The 23,256-nt window shown below is 42.9% G+C and carries 16 protein-coding genes and 1 pseudogene; 7 read left to right on the top strand and 10 right to left on the bottom strand.

The genetic code is table 11. The features are described 5' to 3' along the window. The first annotated feature begins 62 nt into the window (after nucleotides 1-62). Entirely contained in the window at nucleotides 63-2,219 is a 2,157-nt protein-coding gene (locus tag V7L12_RS25090; protein WP_335088487.1) for a polyribonucleotide nucleotidyltransferase, read from the top strand. Nucleotides 2,220-2,314: 95 nt separating this feature from the next. On the opposite strand, the gene V7L12_RS25085 is transcribed toward V7L12_RS25090, so the two are convergent. Continuing rightward, nucleotides 2,315-2,527 (bottom strand): type II toxin-antitoxin system HicB family antitoxin, encoded by a 213-nt coding sequence (locus tag V7L12_RS25085; protein WP_335088485.1) that lies wholly within the window; start codon nucleotides 2,525-2,527, stop codon nucleotides 2,315-2,317. A 55-nt stretch (nucleotides 2,528-2,582) separates the two neighbouring features. Further along, a complete protein-coding gene (locus V7L12_RS25080) occupies nucleotides 2,583-6,209 on the bottom strand; it encodes a HEAT repeat domain-containing protein (protein WP_335088483.1) in 3,627 nt (1,208 codons plus the stop codon). Between the two features lie 150 nt (nucleotides 6,210-6,359). On the opposite strand from V7L12_RS25080, the gene V7L12_RS25075 reads away from it, so the two are divergent. The 3 genes from V7L12_RS25075 to V7L12_RS33355 all read left to right on the top strand — a co-directional run bounded on the left by V7L12_RS25075 (nucleotide 6,360) and on the right by V7L12_RS33355 (nucleotide 8,495). Then, entirely contained in the window at nucleotides 6,360-7,160 is an 801-nt protein-coding gene (locus V7L12_RS25075) for a Uma2 family endonuclease (protein ID WP_335088481.1), read from the top strand. Between the two features lie 62 nt (nucleotides 7,161-7,222). Further along, complete coding sequence (locus V7L12_RS25070; RefSeq protein ID WP_335088479.1) at nucleotides 7,223-8,077, top strand: HIT family protein; 855 nt, start codon at nucleotides 7,223-7,225, stop codon at nucleotides 8,075-8,077. Nucleotides 8,078-8,183: 106 nt separating this feature from the next. Beyond that, complete coding sequence (locus tag V7L12_RS33355) at nucleotides 8,184-8,495, top strand: GGDEF domain-containing protein (RefSeq protein ID WP_442947919.1); 312 nt, start codon at nucleotides 8,184-8,186, stop codon at nucleotides 8,493-8,495. A 62-nt stretch (nucleotides 8,496-8,557) separates the two neighbouring features. Here V7L12_RS33355 and V7L12_RS25065 read toward each other — a convergent pair whose 3' ends face one another. After that, nucleotides 8,558-9,277 carry a Uma2 family endonuclease gene (locus V7L12_RS25065; RefSeq protein ID WP_335088477.1) on the bottom strand — a complete coding sequence of 240 codons (720 nt, stop codon included), beginning with the start codon at nucleotides 9,275-9,277 and terminating at the stop codon, nucleotides 8,558-8,560. 804 nt (nucleotides 9,278-10,081) lie between these two features. Here V7L12_RS25065 and serA point away from each other — a divergent pair. Together serA and prmA are read left to right on the top strand one after the other, a co-directional pair. Next, nucleotides 10,082-11,662, top strand: a complete 1,581-nt coding sequence (gene serA, locus V7L12_RS25060) for a phosphoglycerate dehydrogenase (RefSeq protein WP_335088475.1) — start codon at nucleotides 10,082-10,084, stop codon at nucleotides 11,660-11,662. A gap of 181 nt (nucleotides 11,663-11,843) precedes the next feature. Then, complete coding sequence (gene prmA, locus V7L12_RS25055) at nucleotides 11,844-12,764, top strand: 50S ribosomal protein L11 methyltransferase (protein ID WP_335088473.1); 921 nt, start codon at nucleotides 11,844-11,846, stop codon at nucleotides 12,762-12,764. A gap of 134 nt (nucleotides 12,765-12,898) precedes the next feature. Here prmA and rpmB read toward each other — a convergent pair whose 3' ends face one another. From rpmB to metH, 4 genes are all read right to left on the bottom strand, one after another. Beyond that, nucleotides 12,899-13,135 (bottom strand): 50S ribosomal protein L28, encoded by a 237-nt coding sequence (gene rpmB, locus V7L12_RS25050; protein WP_292870003.1) that lies wholly within the window; start codon nucleotides 13,133-13,135, stop codon nucleotides 12,899-12,901. Nucleotides 13,136-13,289: 154 nt separating this feature from the next. Then, nucleotides 13,290-15,278 (bottom strand): molecular chaperone HtpG, encoded by a 1,989-nt coding sequence (htpG, locus tag V7L12_RS25045; RefSeq protein WP_335088471.1) that lies wholly within the window; start codon nucleotides 15,276-15,278, stop codon nucleotides 13,290-13,292. 222 nt (nucleotides 15,279-15,500) lie between these two features. After that, nucleotides 15,501-16,142, bottom strand: coding sequence for a class I SAM-dependent methyltransferase (locus V7L12_RS25040; RefSeq protein WP_335088469.1), 642 nt, complete (start codon nucleotides 16,140-16,142; stop codon nucleotides 15,501-15,503). A gap of 355 nt (nucleotides 16,143-16,497) precedes the next feature. Then, nucleotides 16,498-20,025, bottom strand: a complete 3,528-nt coding sequence (metH, locus tag V7L12_RS25035) for a methionine synthase (protein ID WP_335088467.1) — start codon at nucleotides 20,023-20,025, stop codon at nucleotides 16,498-16,500. Nucleotides 20,026-20,792: 767 nt separating this feature from the next. Here metH and V7L12_RS25030 point away from each other — a divergent pair. Next, on the top strand, nucleotides 20,793-21,422 hold the full coding sequence (locus V7L12_RS25030) for a DUF4126 domain-containing protein (RefSeq protein ID WP_335088465.1): 630 nt from the start codon (nucleotides 20,793-20,795) through the stop codon (nucleotides 21,420-21,422). A 63-nt stretch (nucleotides 21,423-21,485) separates the two neighbouring features. On the opposite strand, the gene V7L12_RS33350 is transcribed toward V7L12_RS25030, so the two are convergent. The 3 genes and pseudogenes from V7L12_RS33350 to V7L12_RS25020 all read right to left on the bottom strand — a co-directional run. Beyond that, nucleotides 21,486-21,575: a nuclease A inhibitor family protein gene (locus V7L12_RS33350; protein ID WP_292870531.1), complete on the bottom strand. Its 90-nt coding sequence runs from the start codon at nucleotides 21,573-21,575 to the stop codon at nucleotides 21,486-21,488. 427 nt (nucleotides 21,576-22,002) lie between these two features. Beyond that, nucleotides 22,003-22,770, bottom strand: a complete 768-nt coding sequence (locus V7L12_RS25025) for a GUN4 domain-containing protein (protein ID WP_335088463.1) — start codon at nucleotides 22,768-22,770, stop codon at nucleotides 22,003-22,005. Nucleotides 22,771-22,957: 187 nt separating this feature from the next. Then, nucleotides 22,958-23,256, bottom strand: a pseudogene (locus V7L12_RS25020) (hypothetical protein); the annotation flags it as partial.

Raw genomic sequence — 23,256 nt, 5'->3', positions numbered from 1 at the left:
AGGGCATAAATGTTAGGATTGCCACAGAAAGAGAATAGCGAAAGAGAAGGAAAAAAAACTGAATGGCAGAAGTTGATAAGTCAATATCCTTCGATGGAAGGGATATTCGACTGAAAGTAGGCCTACTAGCTCCCCAGGCAGGTGGGTCGGTTTTGATAGAATCAGGGGACACATCCGTTTTAGTGACGGCTACGCGATCGCAAGCCAGAGAAGGCATTGATTTTCTTCCCCTCACTGTAGATTATGAAGAAAGGCTATATGCCGCTGGTAGGATTCCCGGCGGGATCATGCGACGCGAAGGTCGTCCACCAGAAAAAACAATTCTCACCAGCCGTCTTATAGACCGTCCCATGCGTCCCTTGTTCCCGTCATGGTTGCGGGATGACTTGCAAATTATTGCCTTAACGCTGTCGATGGACGAGTTAGTTCCACCCGATGTGTTAGCAGTTACAGGCGCTTCCATCGCTACCCTAATTGCCCAGATTCCTTTTAATGGGCCAATGGCAGCAGTGCGGGTTGGTTTAGTGGGAGATGATTTCATCATTAACCCCACTTATGCAGAAACTGAAGCTGGAGATTTGGATCTGGTAGTAGCAGGTTCACCACATGGCGTGATCATGGTGGAAGCGGGAGCCAATCAGTTGCCAGAGCGAGATATTCTCGAAGCGATTGACTTTGGTTATGAAGCAGTGCGGGACTTAATCAAAGCGCAGCAAGATTTAATCGCCGAACTGGGTCTAGTAATAGTGCAAGAAGCACCACCAGTAGTAGACCAAACCCTAGAAAATTATATCCGCGATCGCGCCAACGGTCAGATTAAGAAAATTCTGTCTCAATTTAGTTTCACCAAACCCGAACGCGATGCAGCTTTAGATGTCGTCAAGGATGAAATTGCCGCGACAATTACCGAACTGCCAGAAGAAGATCCCATTCGAGTTGCCGCAACTGCAAATAAGAAGGCACTTGGTAACACTTTTAAAGATATTACCAAATACTTCATGCGGCGACAAATCATCGAAGATAACGTCCGCGTTGATGGTCGTAAACTCGATCAAGTGCGTCCGGTTTCTTGTTTAGTTGATGTCTTACCAAAGCGAGTCCACGGCAGCGGTTTATTTAACCGGGAACTAACTCAGGTATTATCCACTTGTACTCTGGGTACACCTGGGGATGCTCAAAACCTCAACGATGACATGCAGCTAGATCAGCACAAGCGTTATCTGCATCATTACAACTTCCCGCCGTTCTCAGTCGGAGAAACCAAGCCAATGCGGGCCCCAGGAAGACGTGAAATTGGTCATGGGGCATTGGCAGAGCGATCGCTCATACCTGTGCTACCGTCAAAAGAACAATTTCCCTACGTAATTCGCATCGTATCCGAAGTACTTTCTTCCAACGGTTCCACCTCAATGGGTTCAGTCTGCGGTTCCACCCTCGCCCTGATGGATGCTGGTGTACCAATTCTCAAACCCGTCAGTGGCGCGGCAATGGGTCTGATTAAAGAAGGGGACGAAGTACGAGTCCTGACGGATATCCAAGGCATTGAAGACTTTTTGGGCGACATGGACTTCAAAGTTGCCGGGACGGATACCGGGATTACCGCCTTGCAGATGGATATGAAAATCTCCGGTTTGTCTTTGGAGGTTATTGCCCAAGCCGTCCACCAAGCGAAAGCAGCCCGGTTGCACATTCTGGAGAAAATGCTCGCCTGCATTGACACACCACGGACTGAAACCTCACCTTATGCTCCACGTCTGTTAACAATCAAAATTGATTCAGACATGATTGGTTTGGTCATCGGGCCTGGAGGCAAGACTATTAAGGGAATCACAGAGGAAACTGGTGCAAAAATTGACATCGAAGATGATGGCACCGTGACAATTTCCGCTGTGGATGAGAACAAGGCCAAGAGAGCCAGAAATATCATCCAAGGCATGACCCGCAAGTTGCACGAAGGGGATGTCTACGCAGGACGCATTACTCGGATTATACCGATAGGTGCATTTGTGGAATTTTTGCCTGGAAAAGAAGGCATGATTCACATCTCACAACTAGCTGACTACCGCGTTGGCAAAGTTGAGGATGAAGTAGCGGTGGGCGATGAAGTGATTATCAAAGTGCGCGAAATTGATAACAAAGGTCGGATTAATCTCACCCGCTTGGGTATTCACCCAGATCAAGCAACAGCAGCAAGAGAAGCTGCGGCGGTGAATCGGTAACTCGATTTGGGATTTTAGATTAGATTAAATCTAAAATCCGCGATGCCTATCGTGAAGGCATCGCCGTATGCTTCTCTAATTTGATAAATTACGAATTATTTTAAGAACTTTTCTAGTGTTTTTGGCTCTGGTAGAGGTTGACCATCTGCTAAAGATGATTCAATCAGCATTTCTAAAACTTCTTGAGCATTTTTGAAAGCTTCTTCGTAAGTATCTCCGTGAGTATGACAACACTCTCCCCATTCAGGAAGACTCACAACAAAACACTCATCTTCATCAGACCACTGAATAACGATTGTATATTTCATAATATTGGTTGATTTGTTGACGAACTTCTGTGTTGTTCATATTTTTGAAACTCTTTTACTTCTCTAATTCTGCCAACTTCTGTTGAGCAAACTTTCGCACTTGCTCATCTGGGTCATTCTCTGCTTTGTCGTGCAACAGTGGTAAAGTCTGGGGATGCTGAGTAAATTGCTTGATAATTATCTCCAGTGCAATGCGCCGAGGGTTGGTTTCATAGTCTTGCTTATGCTCAAAGGGTTCATTGATAGCGCAGTTGTAGTAAATTTCAAACAACTCAAGCTGATTTCTGAAGTGTTTGGCTAATGCTTGGATGGCTGCACCTCGCACATGCTCATCATTATCAGCAGTGGCGCGGTCTTTGAAAAACGAGCGGGTGTCCAGGTCATCTTTGAAATTGCTGGCTAATGCTTGGATGGCTGCAAATCGCCCATACTCATGATTATCAGCAGTGGCGCGGTCTTTGAGAAACGAGCAGGTGTTCGGGTCATCTTTGAAATTGCTGGCTAATGCTCGGATGGCTGCACGTCGCACATGCTCATCATTATCAGCAGTGGCGCGGTCTTTGAGAAACGAGCAGGTGTTCGGGTCATCTTTGAAATTGCTGGCTAATGCTTCGATGGCTGCACCTCGCACATACTTATGATTATCAGCAGTGGCACGGTCTTTGAGAAACGAGCAGGTGTCCGGGTCATCTTTGAAATTGCTGGCTAATGCTTCGATGGCTGCACCTCGCACATACTTATGATTATCAGCAGTGGCGCGGTCTTTGAGAAACGAGCGGGTGTCCGGGTCATCTTTGAAATTGCTGGCTAATTCTTCGATGGCTGCACGTCGCACATGCTCATAATTATCAGCAGTGGCGCGGTCTTTGAGAATCGAGCGGGTGTCCGGGTCATCTTTGAAATTGCTGGCTAATGCTCGGATGGCTGCAAATCGCCCATACCCATGATTATCAGCAGTGGCGCGGTCTTTGATAAACGAGCGGGTGTCCGGGTCATCTTTGAAATTGCTGGCTAATGCTAGGATGGCTGCACCTCGCATATTCCCATTATTATCAGCAGTGGCGCGGTCTTTGAGAAACGAGCGGGTGTCCGGGTCTTCTTTGAAATTGCTGGCTAATGCTCGGATGGCTGCACTTTGCTTATACTCATCATTATCAGCAGTGGCGCGGTCTTTGAGAAACGAGCGGGTGTCCGGGTCATCTTTGAAATTGCTGGCTAATGCTTTGATGGCTGCACCTCGCACATCCCCTTCATTATCAGCATTGGCGCGGTCTTTGATAAACGAGCGGGTGTCCGGGTCTTCTTTGAAATTATTGGCTAATGCTTGGATAGCTGCACGTCGCACATTCCTTTCATTATCAGCAGTGGCGCGGTCTTTGAGCCACTGTAAAGTATCGTTGTTATCTTTCCAAATTGCGGCGATTGTTGCAACCGCTTGAGTGCGAACTTCCTGAACTAGCTTAGTTTCTTCATCAAAGAAAGAGTAATAGTACCATAGGTCATATTTAGTTAAGTCTTTGAGTTTGTCAAGCAATTTATTAACCACTGACGCAATTACCGAGCGATTTCTCACTTCTGCAAGACAGTTAGCCGCTAAAAACAGGTTGATAAATTTTTCCTTTTCCCCATCTTGCACCATTAAGTAATCAAGAATTTCACCAACAAATTTCGCATCAATCATTCCCGCAATTAGCCGCAATACCTCATGCCAAGTTTCATCTTGCCAGTGTTTGCCAAAAACTTCAGTTTTGAGAAACTCAATTGTAATACTGCGTTCCTTCTCAAACTGCCAGACAAACTCCCAAGCACAGAAATATTCTAAAAATGTCCGATGCACAAAGGCATAGTAATCTGCACCCAAGAAACATAAAATAAAATTGCGATCGCGCAGTTGTTTCATCAACCGTCTGGCTTTATCTCTGGCATCACTCACTGGTATACTTTGCAGATATTTAGTAAAGATTGCTTCTAAATCATCCGCATAGATAATGTTGCCAGCTAAACCTTTTTCACTGGTTTGCATAAGATAAGCAACTTGACGCAACATTGCCTGTTTATCTTTATAATCAATAATGTCCAGACGTTCATCAGGCTTTAAATTGCGTCCGTCGTCCCAATTATGCAGCAGTACCTCGGAAGCATCTTTATACAGTTCACTTCTATCTCTGGGTAATTCTCGCCTGAGATTGAGAATTGCCATCATCGTTAACAGCAAAGGATTTTGTGCTAGTTCTGCAATTGCTTTTGATTCATTAATTACTCTTTGTAGACGCTCTCGTTTGATATTTTTATCTCTTTCTTCCGCTTGAGTAAAAGTTTTATCATGCCAACGTTCGATAAAATCTTGAATCTGTGCTGGTTCTAAATCTTGCAACATGAAGTGGCGAAACTCTGCATCTCGGAATTGTTGCTGTTTATAGCCGATAATCCGAGAAGTGACAATTACCTGGACATCGGGATATTCATTAGTGAAGCGATGAATACAGGTAATTACTTCTTCCCGCTTCGCCATTTCAAAGATTTCATCCAAACCATCAAACATGACTAAAGCGTTACCAGCCTTTAGTTGTTCATGCAATTTATGCTGATTGAGGTGATAAAAACAATTGGGACTATTATGGTAAAATTGGAGAAAATTATTACAACTACCCGCATTGCGATCGCGCATATAATTGCGTAATTCAATCAGCAAAGGAATTGGCAGATTAAAATCATTCTGCTCAAGAGTTTTTTCTACCCAATCCAACGCTAGGTATTGCAACAATGTAGACTTCCCGGAACCAGGATCGCCTAAAATAACTAGATAATTTTTGCGTTGCTTATCTCGGATAACATCTAATACTGAACGGATTGGCTGTTCAAAATAAGTGCGTTGATAACGTTCTGTTTCTTCTTGAAGTTTTTCTATTTCAAATTCCGCATCTAATTGGTTACTTTCTTGTAGCCTGCGGAGATGTTCTTTAGGCAGTTCTGGCAAAACCTGATAAACTTGGCGCACATTTTGCGGGATAAACATTTGCCATAAGTTTACCGGATGTTCGCGGGCTGTAGTTTCTAAACTATCTAACTTCAGATTGCCGTAGCGTTCACGAATAGTTTCTAAATATTGTAATAAATTAAAATCTTTGGGAATATCAGCGTTTTCTTTTAAAGTCTTGTCAATAGCGGATAACTTTTGAAGTTCCAGAATATAGCGTAACTCTTCTGAATCCGAAAGAATATCTTGAACTTGTATGAGATACTGCTCCGTAATTGTTTGCCAGTTAAATTTATGTGGTAAAGGTTTGAGTTGAAGTCTTTTCCAACTATCTGCCAGTGTTTTAAAATTTAGAGAATCAGATTTAATATCAAAAGCCTGACCAAGAATTTCTTTAACCGACTTATCACGGATAAATTTATTGATATCTTCAGCGTAATTTTGAATTTCAGCTTCAGAAAGTTTGCAACGAACCTTTAACTGTTGCTGCATCGCTTGCAAAAATTCTGTCAGCGCCATGACAACAGCTTTCTGAAGCGGTTCTTGCTTAAAGGGCCCGGTTACAGCATTATTAAAGATATGTTTAAAAAAATCTTTAGCGTAGTCCTTGACTAAATCTTTGAAAAATTCTTCGCTAATAATAGTTTTGACAAGAAATCCAACCGCTTTTTGACCTATCCAGAGAGTGAACCACTCAACTATCATACTCACGCCTGCTAAATGCTTGACTACGAGTATATACACTAGTCAGAGAAATCTTTCCAGATTTCTGGGTTTTTAACTTAAAAAGCGATGCTAGCTGAAGATTTGTTAAAAATAACTAATGTACTGTGCATTGAGATTAGGAGTAATTTTATGGTTCTACAAGTTAACCCCATCCAAAAAGAACCAACTGTTACTTGGGAAGCACTTCCAGCCGACTTCATTTTACCAGACGATCCAGTGGAAAATATTCAACAACCTGCGATCGCTGCTGCGCTTACCGATGCTTTGGGAAGCACAGGACGCATCCAACCTCAAATGCTGATTGGCTCTAATTTTGGACTTGTAGCCACAGTCAACAAAAAAATCGTTGTTAAAGCACCAGACTGGTTTTACGTTCCTCAAGTGCAGTCTGTGGGAACAAATGTAGTTCGTCGTAGCTACACCCCAACTTTAGAAGGCGCTGCTGTGGCTGTAGTGATGGAATTTCTCTCAGACACAGAAGGTGGAGAACTATCAGTCCGTTCAACTCCACCCTACGGTAAACTCTATTATTACGAAAAGATTCTCCAAGTTCCAACCTACGTAACCTACGACCCTTACGAACCAAGTATAGAATTACGGTGCTTGCAAAATGGACAATATACTTTGCAGCAAGCAGACGCTAATGGACGCTTTTGGATTCCTGAGTTAAAGTTATTTCTTGGAATTTGGCAAGGTGAAAGATTATGCCAAACCATGAATTGGCTGCGCTGGTGGGATACAGAAGGTAATTTGCTGTTGTGGAGCAGTGAACAAGCGCAACAAGAACACCAACGTGCTGAACAAGAACACCAACGTGCTGAACAAGAACGCCAACGCGCTGAACAGGAACGTCAACGTGCTGATATATTAGCAGCTAAGTTACGTGAGCTAGGTGTTGACCCTGATGCGACGCCGAATAGCCCGTCGTAGACATCGCATAACCTAAAGGGATGCTGGGAATAATAATTTTGGAATATCAGCACCAAAATTCCATGAAACAGCAAAAAAATCAATTCAGTCATCTTACTGCGATCGAAAGAAGCTATCTATCATTTCCGGCACAGTTTTTATTAAATCAAAACCTTCTCCAAGGCAAAATACTAGACTTTGGTTGTGGCTTTGGTAATGATGTTAAAATATTGCGCCAAAAAGGTTGTGATATTACAGGCTATGACCCTTATTATTTTCCAAAATATCCTGATACTAAATTCGATACAATAATTTGCTTTTACGTTTTAAATGTTTTATTTACCGAAGAGCAAACTAATGTCCTAATGGAAATATCACACTTATTAAAACCAGGAGGCAAAGCTTATTATACTGTAAGAAGGGATATCAAAAAAGAAGGGTTTAGAGAACATTATGTTCACAAAAAACCTACCTATCAATGTATTGTCAAACTTCCCTTTACCTCAATTTGCATAGATGAATATCGGGAAGTATATGAGTATATTCACTATAATCATCAGCGAAATTCATCTAACTATTGTATATTCTGTAATCCCCATAAAACTCTTAGACTATTAACTGAGTCAGCAACTGCTTATGCTATTTTTGATGGCTATCCAATAAGTAAAGGGCATGTTCTAATTATTCCCAAACGTCATGTTAACAGCTATTTTGAGCTACCATTTAAAGAGCAATCTGCTTGCTGGTTTATGGTGAACAAAGTACAAGAAATTCTCAAAAGTGAATTTCAGCCTGATGGCTTTAATGTAGGAATGAACATTAATAGAGCCGCCGGTCAAAATATTATGCACGCCAGTATTCATATCATACCTCGTTATAAAGGTGATACTGTTGGCTCTAAAAGTGGAATCAGGAATGTTATTCCTAAAAAGCAATAGTTTTTGTAAGAATTCAGGAGTCATAACTCTGCTGCAACTTGACAGCTTTGAACTGATTATGAAAATTACTGGAACATCATGATTTGCTCAAACTTATCTCATAAGGTTGAGATCAGCTATTAAATGCTTCGTCACTTGTGACTCTCAAAACATTGTGTGTAGATACGGTAGTGAGGAGTTTGTATTGGTTTTACCTGGGCTGACACAAGAGAAAGCATTTCAGCACCCGAACAGATCCGGTTATCGTTTCAAGCTGCGCGGTTGGAATCTGGAGGTAAACAAATACATACGACAGTTTCTGGTGGAGTGGACATGTTTCCAGATCATGGAAAAACCACTGATGAAGTTATTGCAAGTAGTGGATCAAGCGCTATATGCTGCTAAGTTACATGGGCGCAATTGCATCAAGCGTGTGTAATCTAATTGATGAAATGTAAAAATTTTAACAATCATTTATGAAAATATTGCGAAATATTTCAGTTAAGCCAGATTATCTGGATCTATTCCGAGCGCTCTTAATTGTTCCGCCAACTGTTGAACCCGTTTTTCTGCAACTTCAGCGCGTTGCGCTTCTTGTTTAGCGCGTAGTGTCTCTTGTTTTACTTGTTCTGCGGGCGTGAGATACCGTTGTCCTTGCTCATCATACCAATACATCCATTCCCGCGTTACACCACAATAATTTCCCCTTTCGCAACCAATTCCCAGTCCAATTTCTGGTAGCCAAACGGGGTTTCCCTCTTGCAATTCATACTTACCATTAACTAACTTATGTACTTCCAGATGCGGTTTGCGGCGGCGGCGAGAGGAATAAATCACGTAATAAAGTACACCTAAAGCCTCATATTCATCCAATTTAGTAGTGTATTCCTGACGATAATTTTGGGAAACTACTTCTAGGACGAAAATCGGTATAACATTTTCATCCCACAGCACATAACTGGGACGTAGTTCCTCATCATAAAACCGCTCTACTCCTAAGCTTAAAAACCCATCTGGCACAATTGGCGGTTTATCAGGGTGATAATAAATACCCATATCTATCGCAAACAACCAGTCCATGCGTTCTGACCAAAGTATCAGCAGGATCGCTTTTAACAAGCCTGGTATCAATTCTTGCAATTCATTATCCACAGGCGTTTCATCAGAGTCTGGTAGTTCTTCGGCTGAGGGCAAGTACCTTGGCAAGTTGTACTCTAACATGGCTGGTTTTCCCAAAACTCAAAGGATATTTGGCTCTATTTGGCTCAACAGAATTATAGCGATTTCTCCCCTTGCAATGTCATTAGTAGTCTGTCTCATTAATCACGAGGCGTGAACGAGTTCGTAGTCAGGACTTTAGTTCTAGTTTTTTAAGCACTAAAGTGCTTACTACAAACTCTCAAAATTAGCTTGACAAATTACTAGTTTACTACTGTATATTAATTACTCTACTGACATTAATTGGTAGTTTTTAACTACTTAAGAATCTTAAATCTGCCGAAATTATGAACAATAAAATTTATTTGATGTCTAAATTATAATTGTCACAATCCGATTATCTTCAGAATCCAATGTTTCGCTTTGACTAAGGGATACCACTTGTGGTATTGACAAACAGACAAGATTCGACAGATATATTAGTTACTAGCTCGTTTCCTGGTTGTGTATAGCATTGCCTTAGCTAAAGTTGCAGCCCAGTCAAGCATACAAGCGTTTATACCCCACCAAGGAAGTTGCTTCAGCCGATAAAATTTTGGTAACTCTTAACTATTAATAAATATATCGGTGCTTAGTGCTATTCATGCTTTATATTTAGCGACAGGGTGGTGCAAACAGCTAACTTATGTTCAAAAACTTAGGAGGCAGTGCCCATCGGGAGCAATTCACGCTTCGATACCATCAGCACGTAGTGTAAGTAAAGGTTAAGTTGATATTCAAACGAATAATTTTTGCTGAATTGCGACAGATAAAGACTAAACTAAAAAGTCTTGTGCAGCAAAACCTGTAGCTTTAAATGAAGTAATCATGTCTAAGGTTCTTGTCTCTGATTCGATTGACCAAGCTGGAATTGACATTCTTTCGCAAGTTGCTACCGTTGATGTCAAACTAGGTCTAAAACCAGCGGAACTGATCGCAATTATTGGTGAGTATGACGCGCTGATGATTCGCTCTGGTACGCGCGTCACTCAAGAAATTATTGAAGCCGGCACCCAACTAAAAATCATCGGTCGTGCTGGTGTGGGTGTGGATAATGTGGATGTTCCCGCTGCCACCCGCCGGGGAATTGTGGTAGTCAATTCTCCAGAGGGAAATACAATTGCCGCCGCCGAACACGCGCTAGCAATGATTTTGGCTTTGTCCCGCCACATCCCCGATGCTAACGCTTCGGTGAAACGCGGGGCGTGGGATCGCAATAGTTTTGTTGGTGCGGAAGTCTACAAAAAAACTCTCGGTGTTGTCGGTTTGGGTAAAATTGGCTCCCATGTTGCCTCTGTAGCTAGAACAATGGGGATGAAACTCCTAGCTTATGACCCTTTTATTTCTACAGAACGAGCCGAACAAATTGGCTGTCAGTTGGTGGAGCTAGATTTACTCTTCCAGCAAGCAGATTATATCACCCTACACATCCCGAAAACCCCAGAAACTACCCATTTAATCAATGCCACAACCCTGGCAAAGATGAAACCTACAGCCCGGATTATCAACTGCGCTCGTGGTGGGATCATTGATGAGGTAGCTTTAGCAGCAGCTCTGAAAGCGGGTAAAATAGGCGGTGCAGCCTTGGATGTGTTCGAGTCAGAACCACTGGGTGAATCTGAGTTGCGATCGCTAGGTAAAGAAATCATCCTCACTCCCCACTTGGGAGCCTCTACCGCAGAAGCTCAAGTGAATGTGGCTATTGATGTTGCCGAACAAATTCGCGATGTACTTTTAGGACTACCAGCGCGTTCAGCCGTCAACATTCCCGGACTCGGCCCCGATGTATTAGAAGAACTCAAACCCTACATGCAACTAGCAGAAACTCTAGGTAATCTAGTGGGACAGCTAGCTGGCGGACGGGTGGAAGTACTCAATATTCGACTACAAGGGGAACTTGCGACCAACAAAAGTCAGCCTTTGGTAGTAGCTGCCCTGAAAGGTTTACTTTACCAAGCTTTGCGGGAACGAGTAAATTACGTAAATGCCAGTATAGAAGCCAAAGAACGCGGAATTCGGGTGATTGAAACCCGCGATGCTTCCATTCGAGACTATGCCGGAACGCTTCATCTAGAAGCCACCGGCACTTTAGGTACTCACTCTGTCACAGGCGCTTTGTTGGGTGAACGGGAAATCCATTTAACTGATGTTGACGGTTTCCCGATTAACGTCCCACCCAGCAAATATATGTTGTTTACCCTACACCGCGATATGCCAGGGATTATCGGCAAACTCGGTTCTCTACTCGGCAGTTTTAATGTGAATATTGCCAGTATGCAAGTAGGTCGTAAAATCGTCCGTGGTGATGCAGTAATGGCTCTGAGTATAGATGACCCTTTACCAGAGGGCATTTTGAATGAGATTATAAAAGTCCCTGGTATTCGGGACGCGTATACAGTAACACTATGAGTGCTGAGTGCTGAGTAACGAGTGCTGAGTGAAAAAGTTAGGAGTGAGTAGTGAGGAGTTAAAAGTTAAAAAGCAAAACTCCTAACTCTAACTTCTAACTTCTAACTCCTAACTCCCTCAAACTCAGCACGGGCTAAACCTTAGCTATCCGCTAACAGCACTCACGACTCAGCACTCAAAAATGGCAAACACTTGGTGGGAACTAAATATTTTATGTGAGCCAGACTTAGAAGACTCGATCTTTTGGCGACTGGAAGATTTTGGCTGTCGTGGTACAGCTAGTGAAAATAAAGGAAATTCATCTTTAGTCAAGGCTTATCTGCCGACAATTCAAACGCAGCTACTAGATTTGGCAGCACTGTCGCTATGGCTGCGTCAAGATGCCCTCTGTGTAGGAATTTCATCTCCTTCCTTGCAATGGCAGTTAATTGATGAGGAAGATTGGGCGACTAGCTGGAAACAATATTGGCATCCACAAGAAATAGGCGATCGCTTCCTAATTAACCCCGCTTGGCTACCATTACCAGAAACAACCGAACGGTTAGTTATTCGCCTTGACCCTGGTGTAGCATTTGGTACGGGCAACCATGCCACTACTCAGCTATGTTTGGAATCCCTGGAAATGCGGCTAAGTGGAGTTCCTCAGTCCTTTGTGGGTAATAGTGGCAAACATGAGCATCTGGTAATTGCGGATATTGGTTGTGGTTCTGGTATCCTTTCCATTGGGGCGCTGCTATTGGGAGCCGAGAAAGTCTATGCAGTGGATACTGACCCTTTGGCGGTGCAATCAACCATCAGCAATGCTGCCCTGAATGATATTAGCCCAGAACGTTTACTACCTGCACAGGGAAGTGTAGACGTTTTGACAAAAGTAATTGAAAGCCCAGTGGATGGTATTGTCTGCAATATTTTGGCTCATGTGATTATTGAATTGATTCCAGAAATGAGTGCGATCGCTAAACCTGAAACTTGGGCAATCTTCAGTGGAATTTTACTGGAACAATCTAAAGCTGTTGCTGACGCTTTAGAAGAAAATGGTTGGGTTGTCGCTACCCTGTGGAAACGCAAAGAATGGTGTTGCTTGAATGTACGGCGTTCTTAAGCCAGTAGAAATTATCGCAATCTAAATCGAAAATCTTGGCGAATAAACATTAGGGGCGCACAGCTAGCTGTGCGCCCCTACGAATCACCTATATTCCAACCTACAAAAGTTTCGGGTTATGAAATCCACATTACTTAGTAATGATTTAGGTTAATGCCAGCTTCTTTTGCCATTGCTTCTAACCCATTAATTTGTAAGGTTTTGATTGCTTTGGTAGACAGCTTTAATTTCACCCAGCGATTTCCGCCTTCCCACCAAACACGTTTGTTTTGCAGATTAGCGTGCTGAAGGCGTTTAGTACGGCGGTGAGAGTGGGAAACAGAAAAAGCGTTATTTGCCTTTTTACCAGTTAGTTCACAGCGACGGGACATAGCAAGTATCTCCAGATTGTTATTTTAATACAGCCTTTCCATTTTAGGTCTTAGGCAACAGAAGTGGAGAAAGGAGTGGGGAGTGAGGGGGAGCAAGGGAGCAGGGGAAGAATAACTATTAAACAATTCCCCATGCCCAATGCCCCACTCAACACTATTTACTTGCTTGTTCCGTCAGCTTGGTGAGTACCTCATTTGATCGCTCGACGAAAGATTTCATTCCCTCAGCGTCAAATCCTTTCTGAGACATGAGGGCTAAATCGTAGACGTGTTGGCAAATCAAGTTGACTAATTGATCTGTAGGCGATTGACCATCACCTTGAATGATACTCCCTTGGTTAATATTTGCCAGATTTTGAATCAGCGGGTGAGCAGTATTCACTAGTAAAATGTGGTCTTCGGGAAACTCTGCTGACTGCTGCTGCATCATGGCGTTCATTTCGCGCAGGCGGCGGAGAATCTCTGGTAAAAGCACGATCGCAGGTGGTGTTCCTTGAGGATCGTCTGATTTCAAAGCTTCGGTACGGATGTTGAGTTTGGGTTTGTTGAGGGATTTCTCAAATAACTCTTTGATCGTCTCACTCCGAGTTTTGTTCGTCTTAGGATCAACAATTTCCGTAGCTTTGTCTTGTTCTAGCAGGGTATTATCTAAATCTGAGTCTACCCGCGTAAATTTGACATCCTGATATTCCCGTTCTAGGAAGTTGATAAAGTGGGTGTCAATGAAGGAGTCCATAAACAGGACTTCCAAGCCTTGATTTTTGTGCAGTTCTATGTATGTAGCTTGGGTTGCTCCATCGGTGCTGTAGAAAACCCGGTTTTCGTTGCGTTCTTTGTTACGTTCTAGATACTCTTTCAGCGTAGTATATGGAGCGCTGGGTGCTGAGTTCTCAGAACTGGGTGAAGGAGTGACATCTTGCCAAGCATCCCCGTCTGAAGACTGGACTTCAACCACTGGAGTTTCAGCAGCAACTTTTTCTGTCAGCTTGGCGGTGGTGCGGAAGACGATGATATCTTCAATTTGTTTTTTGAATTTCTCGTCGTTGAGAACGCCGAATTTCACAAAAGTACCGAGGTCTTTCCAGGCGCTAATGTATTGTTCACGATTATCGCGGAAAAGTTCTTTGAGGCGATCGCCTACTTTTTTGGCAATGTAATCACCAATTCTCCGCACGGTGCGATCGCCTTGCAAAGCACTACGCGATACGTTTAGGGGAATATCGGTGCTATCAATCACACCCCGCATCGGCATCAGAAATTGCGGGATAATTTCTTCGCAGTTGTCGCTAACAAAAACTTGATTGCAAAATAGCTTGATCTGTCCTTTCGTAACATCTACATCCGGTTTCATTTTCGGGAAATACAGAATCCCGTTGATGATAAAGGGATAGTCAGTATTTAGATGTACCCATAACAAAGGTTCTTCCTGAAAAGGATACAGATAGCGGTAAAACTCTAAATAATCTTCTTGAGTCAGATTACTTGGAGACTCTCGCCACGGTGCTTTTTGCTTATTTACTACTTCACCATCGAGTTTAATTGGGACTGGCAAGAAGTCGCAGTAGGTCTTGACAAGATTCTTAATCCGTGCTAATTCGAGAAACTCCTCTTCTTCTCCTTGTAGGCTGAGAGTAATAGTAGTACCGCGAGTTGTTCGGGAAGAGTCTTCTAGGGTGAATGCTGGGGAACCATCACAAGACCAGTGAACTGCCTGCGCCCCTTCTTGGTAGGATAGTGTATCAATTTCTACCTTTTGCGCCACCATGAAGGAAGAGTAGAAACCAAGACCGAAGTGGCCGATTATCGGTTGATCTGATTTGCCTTCATACTTATGAATAAATTCTTCAGCACTAGAGAAGGCAACCTGATTGATATATTTCTTAACTTCATCTGCGCTCATCCCGATACCGTTATCGGAGATGGATAGAGTTTTCTGATCTTTGTCAATCGCAATTTCAATTTCTGGTTCGTCGATGTCTCCAGCATAATCTCCGGCGCGGGATACCATTTTCAGCTTTTGGATGGCGTCTACAGCGTTGGATACCAGTTCCCGCAAGAAGATTTGGTGATCTGAGTAGAGCGACTTCTTAATGATCGGGAAAATATTCTCAGTATGAATACTGATAGTGCCTTGTTCTAGCATAATTGGTAGTTTTCGATGTTAGTATCTGAAATGATGATAGTAGGTAATATAACCTAGCCATCTGTTTTCCAGGATAAACCTGGAGAACATAGAAGGGTATGATACCAATTAGGATTTTAAAAGCATAACTTAAGCGATCGCTCGTTTTTTGAGCATTGTTTGCCGCCATTTTCTGATTCGGATTCCCCTACTCCCGACTCCCCACTCTTCACAGATTGCTGTTTAAGTATTACTAGAATTCTTCTCCAACACCAAAAAATAGTGGTATGGATAAGTGGGATCGATAAATTCTTGCTTAACAGTTAACCCAGCTTTGGCAACAGAGTTTAAAATCCGCGCTTTCGGATAACCTTTCAAACCCATTTCCCAGTAGTGTTCGTCACAAACTGGCGTTGTACTCCAGAATTTTGGGACATTGAATAGTAAATGCCTTGGTCTACCTGAGAAAGAGGTTTTCACCTGAAACGAGAGGTATTGAGTGCAATAGGGAATCGAAATCACCAAAAATTTCTTAGTTGCAATAGCAAGTTTTCTCAATGCTTCTTCTGACTCAGGGTAGGGGAAGTGTTCCAGCACTTGAAACAGAACAATCGCATCAAATTTATCTTTTGGTAATGAAAAATCTGTAGTCAAATCCAAAATTATTTCTGGTTTGAGGCTGGGGTCAACATCAGCGGTGGAGACGTTATATCCATTGTTCTTCAAAAGGTCTGTTAACAGAGAATTAAAAATCCCAATTTCTAGAACGTTTTTTACCTGATTACCCAGTGAAAAAATTAGACGCAACTGGTGATGGTAACTGATGAGGCGATTTTTTGATAAATATTCCGAATTTCTAATATCTAACGAGCTGATGAGTTGCATAAATAAGCCTACCTAAGCTGAGAGATTAACAAATTTGCTGGGTATACAACTACAGGATTCCCGGAAAAATCATGAAAGTAACAGTACCTTGTTTCGTTTGTATACAATACATCTCCTAGAAGGCTACGGTGTACACACATCTTGGTAATGAAGCCCAAACCTTGGATTTACCCCCCTTAATCCCCCCGATACTTTGGGGGGAAATATCCGGTTCTCCCCCTTACTAAGGGGGAGTTAGAGGGGGTGAGAAGGACTTGTGTGTACACCTTAGCCTAGAAGGAGAGAGGCTTTGAAGGGGGATTTTCCAGGGCAAAATATCACTAACACCAAGCGTATTGGGTTAACGAGTAGGATTCTACGCGCTAAAGTATTTTGCTAATGGGTGATAGGTAATAATCGCAGTGGTAGACTGTTCTGGATAAAGTTGTTCGCTTTCATCCATATACAAGTTAATCCTGTCAGTCTGCAATAACTCCAGTTGTTTGTATTGATCCTGAATATTTGGACAAGCCGGATACCCAAAACTATACCGTGAGCCACGATAGCGTTGTGCTAATATATCCCGAATATTGTCGGGTTCCTCAGCAGCAAAACCTAACTCCCGGCGAATTCTGGCGTGTGTCCATTCAGCTATAGCTTCCGCTACCTGCACCGCCATACCGTGGAAATACAGGTAATCGGTGTATTGATTGGCAGCAAACAGCTTTTGGGCGAACTCTGTGGCAATTTTCCCTACAGTCACCGCCTGCATTGGGAAGACATCAATAATTCCCGACTCCTTCGGTGCAAAGAAATCTGCTATGCACAGCCGTCTTAAAGACTTCTGTCTAGGAAACTCGAAAGTTGCAACCTGTTGTGATTGGTTCTCTGAGTTATATATATGTAGAGAATTCCCCTCGGCTTGACAAGGGAAATACCCATAAATCACTTGGGGATGCAACAGATTCTCTTCGATAATTCGCTGTTTCCAAGTTTCTAAAACTGGGTACACTTTCTCAGCTAAGAAAGCCTGATATTCTTCCTTAGATTGTTCCTTCGGTTTGCGGAATTGCCACTGTCCAGCAATCAAAGCTTGTAAATCTAAGTGCCAGAATATTTCCTCGATGGGAATATCACTAGGCTGCAATAACTTCGTTCCCCAGAAAGGCGGCGTTGGACGTTCAATATCTATCGCCACAGCATCAGAACGTCTTGTATCTACTTCTTTTGGTTCAGCAGATGTTTCTTCAGCAGTTGTAGCTTTTGGTTCTTTGTGACCATTTGTCGAAACTTCAGCCGTTTCGACTTCGTTCAAAAATCCCTGCAAATCTTGCCAGTTATCAGCAGCTTTTGCTGGCATTAATTTATCCATGAAGTGCAAGTCAGAAAAGGCATCTTTGCCATAAACAACTTTACCTTTATAGGTTTTTTGGCAATCTTCATAGACAAACTTGGGAGTCAACGCCGCACCACCTAATATTACGGGGACACTAATTCCCTTTTCATTGAATATCTCTAAGTTCTCTTTCATGAAAGCGGTGGATTTTACCAGCAAACCACTCATGGCAATACAATCAGCTTTATGCTGTTCGTAAGCGTTGATGATGTTTTCCACCGGCTGCTTAATTCCCAGGTTAATCACCTTATAGCCGTTGTTGGACAAGATGATATCTACCAAGTTTTTACCAATGTCGTGGACATCGCCTTTGACTGTGGCAATGATAAAGGTTCCCTTACCATTGTTGCCTGATTCTGATTTTTCCATGAACGGTTCTAGATAGGCTACCGCCGCCTTCATGGTTTCCGCAGATTGCAAGACGAAGGGTAGTTGCATTTGTCCAGAACCGAATAATTCCCCGACAACTTTCATGCCATCTAGCAAGAAGGTGTTGATAATTTCTAAGGGGGGATGTTCTTCTAAGGCTTTTGTCAGATGTTCTTCTAAGCCTATGCGTTCGCCGTCGATGATATGGCGTTTGAGACGTTCTGGGATGGGAAGACTTTCATCTAAGGAGCGATCGCGTTTTGTTGTCACCCCAGCAAACGCTGTGGTAAGCTCTCCCAAAGGATCGTAAACGCAAACATTACCCTCAAACTTCCGTTCGTCATAAATCAACTGCCGACAGATTTCTTGATGGCGTGACTCAATCTTCGAGAGCGGTAAAATTTTGTTAGCACTGACAATGGCTGCATCCATTCCCGCCGTCGTCGCTTCGTGCAAAAACACCGAGTTCAGCACCATCCGTGAGGCTGGATTCAAACCGAAAGAAATATTGGAAACACCCAAAATCACATGACATCCAGGCAATCCTTCACGAATGCGCCGGATAGATTCAATTGTGGCTTTACCGTTTTCTCGGTCTTCTTCAATCCCGGTGGAAATTGGTAACGCGAGGGTATCAAAGAATATTTCTGTGGGTGGTATACCAAATTCTACAGCTTGACGGTATGCACGTTGGGCGATCGCAAACTTTTTGTCTGCTGTCCGCGCCATGCCATCTTCATCAATAGTACCAATGACTACACCAGCACCGTATTTATTCGCTAACTCCAGCACCTTTAAAAAGCGTGGTTCCCCGTCTTCATAGTTGGTAGAGTTCAGCAAACACTTACCACCGGCAACCTTTAAACCCGCCTCCATCTTTTCCCATTCGGTGGAGTCAAGCATTAAAGGCAATGTCACATTATTAACAATGCGCGAAACTAATTCGTGCATATCCCGCACACCGTCGCGTCCCACATAATCGACGTTGACATCGAGGATATGTGCGCCTTCTTTTACCTGCGCCCTCGCCATTGAAACGAGTCCATCCCAATCTTCGGCATTTAGCAAATCGCGGCACTTCTTGGAACCACTGGCGTTAAGACGTTCGCCGACAATCAAGAAGGAATTATCTTGGTCGTAGGGCTGAGTGGTGTAAATTGATGCTGCTGCTGGTTCTAAGCTAGGATGTCTAACTTTGGGCTTCAGACCTTTAGCAAGTTCTGCCAATTGTTGAATGTGTTCTGGACGCGTCCCACAGCAACCCCCAATCACTTGGACACCCAAATCTTCAACAAAATGCATCAGCGACATCCGTAATTCCAACGGTGTCAGGCGGTAGTGCGCTTGACCGCCCACGTTCTCAGGTAAACCCGCGTTGGGAATACAGGAAACGATGAAAGGTGAATGTTCTGCCAGATACTTGATATGTGGTTTCATCAAGTCTGGGCCCGTGGCACAGTTTAGACCGAGAATATCAATTGGGTAATGTTCCAGAATTGTCAGCACAGCACTGATTTCGGAACCAACCAACATTGTGCCCATGCTTTCCATTGTCACAGACACCATCAACGGACGGCGATCGCCTTTTTTGGCAAACACTTCTTCAATTCCATTCAGCGCCGCTTTAATTTGCAGCACATCTTGACAAGTCTCTACCAGAAATAAATCGACACCACCATCCCACAGCGCCTCTGCTTGTTCCGCAAAGGTAGCTTTCATGGTGTCAAAGTCAATATGTCCCAAGGTAGGGAGTTTCGTTGTGGGGCCGATGGAACCAGCCACAAACCGGGGTTTTTCTGGCGTGGAAAATTCCGCAGCCACACGCTTCGCCAATTCTGCGGCTGTCTTGCTGAGGTAATAGGCTTGGTCTGCCAAGTCATATTCTGCCAGCACCAGGGAGGTACTGCCAAAGGTATCGGTTTCAATCACATCAGCACCAGCGGCGAGAAAGTCGCGGTGAACCTTAGCGACAGCTTCGGGTTTCGTGTGGACTAAGTATTCGTTACAACCTTCATACTGTGGGCCGCCGAAGTCTTCAGCAGTGAGGTTTTGGGTTTGGAGGTTGGTTCCCATCGCCCCGTCGAAGACGAGGACTGGGCTATCTGGACTACGCAGGCGTTCAAGGAAAGGATGAGTCATATTTTCCTAGAATAAATGAGCAAATCAAGTGAGTCTTGTGATACTGTACTTACTTTATTATTTTCCCAAATTGTGATATTTTGGGCACTATTTAATAAATTCAGTTTTGCTGAAACTCACCATTCGCTCATTTTGACCTGATTTATCAAGGTTGACGACGGTAGAATTATACAAAAGCGCCCTTATATTATGTCCGCTTGATTGCTTATTAAACTCGTAGAACCCCACCTCGCCAAAGTTGTGCTTTCTCTCCCCTCCCCGCAAGCCTACGGTTTACACACAAGTCTGAAATAGCTGATTAACCAAGGTTTTACCCCACCCTAACCCTCCCCTTATAAAGGGGAGGGAACTGGATTTCTTATTTCCCCTCTTTCTAAGGGGGGTAATTCGACTTGTGTGTACACCGTAGCCTTATAAAGGGGAGGGAACTGGATTTCTTGTTTCCCCCCTTTCCAAGGGGGGATTAAGGGGGGTAATTCGACACCATCGGGGAGGGGTTGGGGTGTAATGACTGTGGTTAACTAATTATGCGGATATGATATCACTCTACAGGTCGCAGGCTCACAATCTTCAACGCAACCTACATTGGAGTTATTTTTTAGGCAAAACCTACGCAGTATTGACATAGGTGGGGTTTCACTGAATTCTACACATAGTCAGATGAAATACTTTCGCCAAGTTTCTTATCTTAGGATTACAGCTTAGAGTTGTTACTCCGTTCAGCTCAAAGATGGAAAAAACATCAGGAGTATAACTTGAGTCCTACTATGGATTTAAATTCTTTGTTCAATCTAAATACATTTATTGAATTATTACTGGGGATTAGTTTGAGCGCGGCGGCTGGCTTTCGAGTATTTGTACCACTGCTAGCATTGAGTGTGACTTCAGTTTTTGGACATTTAGATTTGCCGACTAACTTTGATTGGCTGGAAACACCTCAAGCTGTAATTGTATTTGCAGTCGCTTGTTTGCTAGAAATTACCGGTTATTACATTCCTTGGTTGGATCATCTGCTGGATATTGTTGCCACTCCTGCGGCATTTATCGCCGGAACAATCGTAACAGCTTCTGTTGCTCCAGAGATGAATCCACTGGTGCAATGGACGTTAGCTTTAATTGCAGGTGGTGGAACCGCAGGATTAACTAAGGGATTAATGAATACATTGCGGATAAGTTCTACAGGCGTTTCAGGTGGATTAACCAATCCTGTTGTGTCAACCATTGAGTTGGTTATGGCAATCGCATTGTCTGTGTTGGCGCTAGCTTTACCAGTGGTAGCAGGAGTGATTGTGATTGGTTTTCTAATAATAGCTATTCAAAGAATCTGGAATTTCTTCTTCAATAAACCATCTTCTCAAACTAACGAAACTGTCTCTCCATCAAGAGAATTGGGATGAGTATTGATATGAACAGGCTGCAATTTAAATTGATTTAGAAAAGATAAAATTCTGCAAGAGCTACTAAGTTTCGACCAGCTTTGTTGCAACTCCAGCTAAACCACCATCTGGAGTTTCTCCAACAATATAAACATCAATATTTGTTTGTGCAATCCGATAAACTTAAACTGCATTGAGATTGTCTCGAAGGGTTTGCACAAATCGTTGAAATTTGGGAACATCTTGCTTTCGTAATTGATTATGCTATTCTTATTCTTACGGGAAAGCGCGATCGCTATATTTATTTTGGGCATAAAATAGCGTCTACTAACTACAGCTATGTTTAAGGGATTTGGTTGCCCAAAGAAAAGGGTAGTGTTTGACGAGAATCAACTGACCACACGCGGTTCAATTGATGTTAGTACTTGTGCAAGAATCCACTTTTAACAATACAATAACAAAAAACTGCTTTGGGGCAGATCAGAGCAGTTTGAGCAGCATAGGTAGTCGAGCTTTTGTGGTTGGATTTGTAGAATGCAGATTCTGTCGTATAAAAAGTGCTGTAATAATTAAAAATTCGGAAACGCTTATAGGGTAGACTTTACAAGCCGCACTCACGCGAACGCAAGATAAGACCGTAAGTCCAACGTATCCACCCTCTCCAAAATGTATACGCAATACGATCTGAGTCTAAAACTGGTAAGCTCCCTCTCAGATTTGGATCATTTTTTATACGTGAAGTTAAGTCGTCGATACCAATGTACTCGCCTCTTGTCGTTTCATTGTCTTTTACCGACGCCCACCCAACTGACTTAGCGAACCGTAAATAGGTTTTATAATCATTTTCTCGCGACTCAACTATCGCAGGGTTTGCTTTTATATCGAGTGGATTTCCCTGTTTAATCCATATTTCCTTTTGCACACTAAAGCCAAAACGGTTATGTGAATTGGCGAGCCAAAGTCTGTCTAGTCTTTGCAGGTTTCGACAAGAAAAACTATTAATATCCTCAGGAGTTAAATATTGTTCTTTTTCTTTTTTAGCAATATTGAGCATCAGTTGGGATGTTTGGGTATTTGCTGCTAACCAATTTTGAGACTTCAAAGAATTCTCAAGCTGAACATATAAATCTTCAGTAAGAGGTTTCTTAACCTGTTTTCTCAATTCTGATTCTGTATTATTTTTCGACAACAGTTGTACAGCTTTAACTTCTGTTCCCATTTCTTCAAACGGGCTTTTAGTTAATACCCCTAGAAATATTGTTCCTATGACTGTTAAAAGTAAAACAACAACTCCAAGCCGAATTCTTTTTTTTTTCATACCTAAGTTTATCGTTAAACTATTGAGTAAAGACAATAGCCGCTTTGTCACGAATCGGCTGATTCTCAACAAGATTGAAGAGTTATAAAGCTTATTTATCTGGATTATAGACCATTGTGTCACTTCACTAGGGTGTAAAACCAAGAATCTGCGATCGCAATTATAAAGTGATCGCGTAGTCGTAGGGTGTGTTAGCGCGAAAGCGTAACGCACCCTTTAATAACTCGTGAATGAGTCTTTAATACTCGCGGACGAGTCTTTGATACTCGCGGACGAGTCTTTGATACTCGTGAGCGAGTCTTTGATACTCGTGGACGAGTCTTTGATACTCGTGAATGAGTCTTTTATACTCGTGGACGAGTCTTTTATACTCGCCGATGAGTCTTTTATACTCGTGGACGAGTCTTTTATACTCGCGGACGAGTCTTTGATACTCGTGAATGAGTCTTTTATACTCGCGGACGAGTCTTTGATACTCGTGAATGAGTCTTTTATACTCGCGGACGAGTCTTTGATACTCGTGAATGAGTCTTTTAT

Origin of the sequence: Nostoc sp., assembly GCF_036918245.1 — a bacterium.
GTDB lineage: Bacteria > Cyanobacteriota > Cyanobacteriia > Cyanobacteriales > Nostocaceae > Nostoc.
This window is presented reverse-complemented; position numbering and strand designations above follow the sequence as displayed.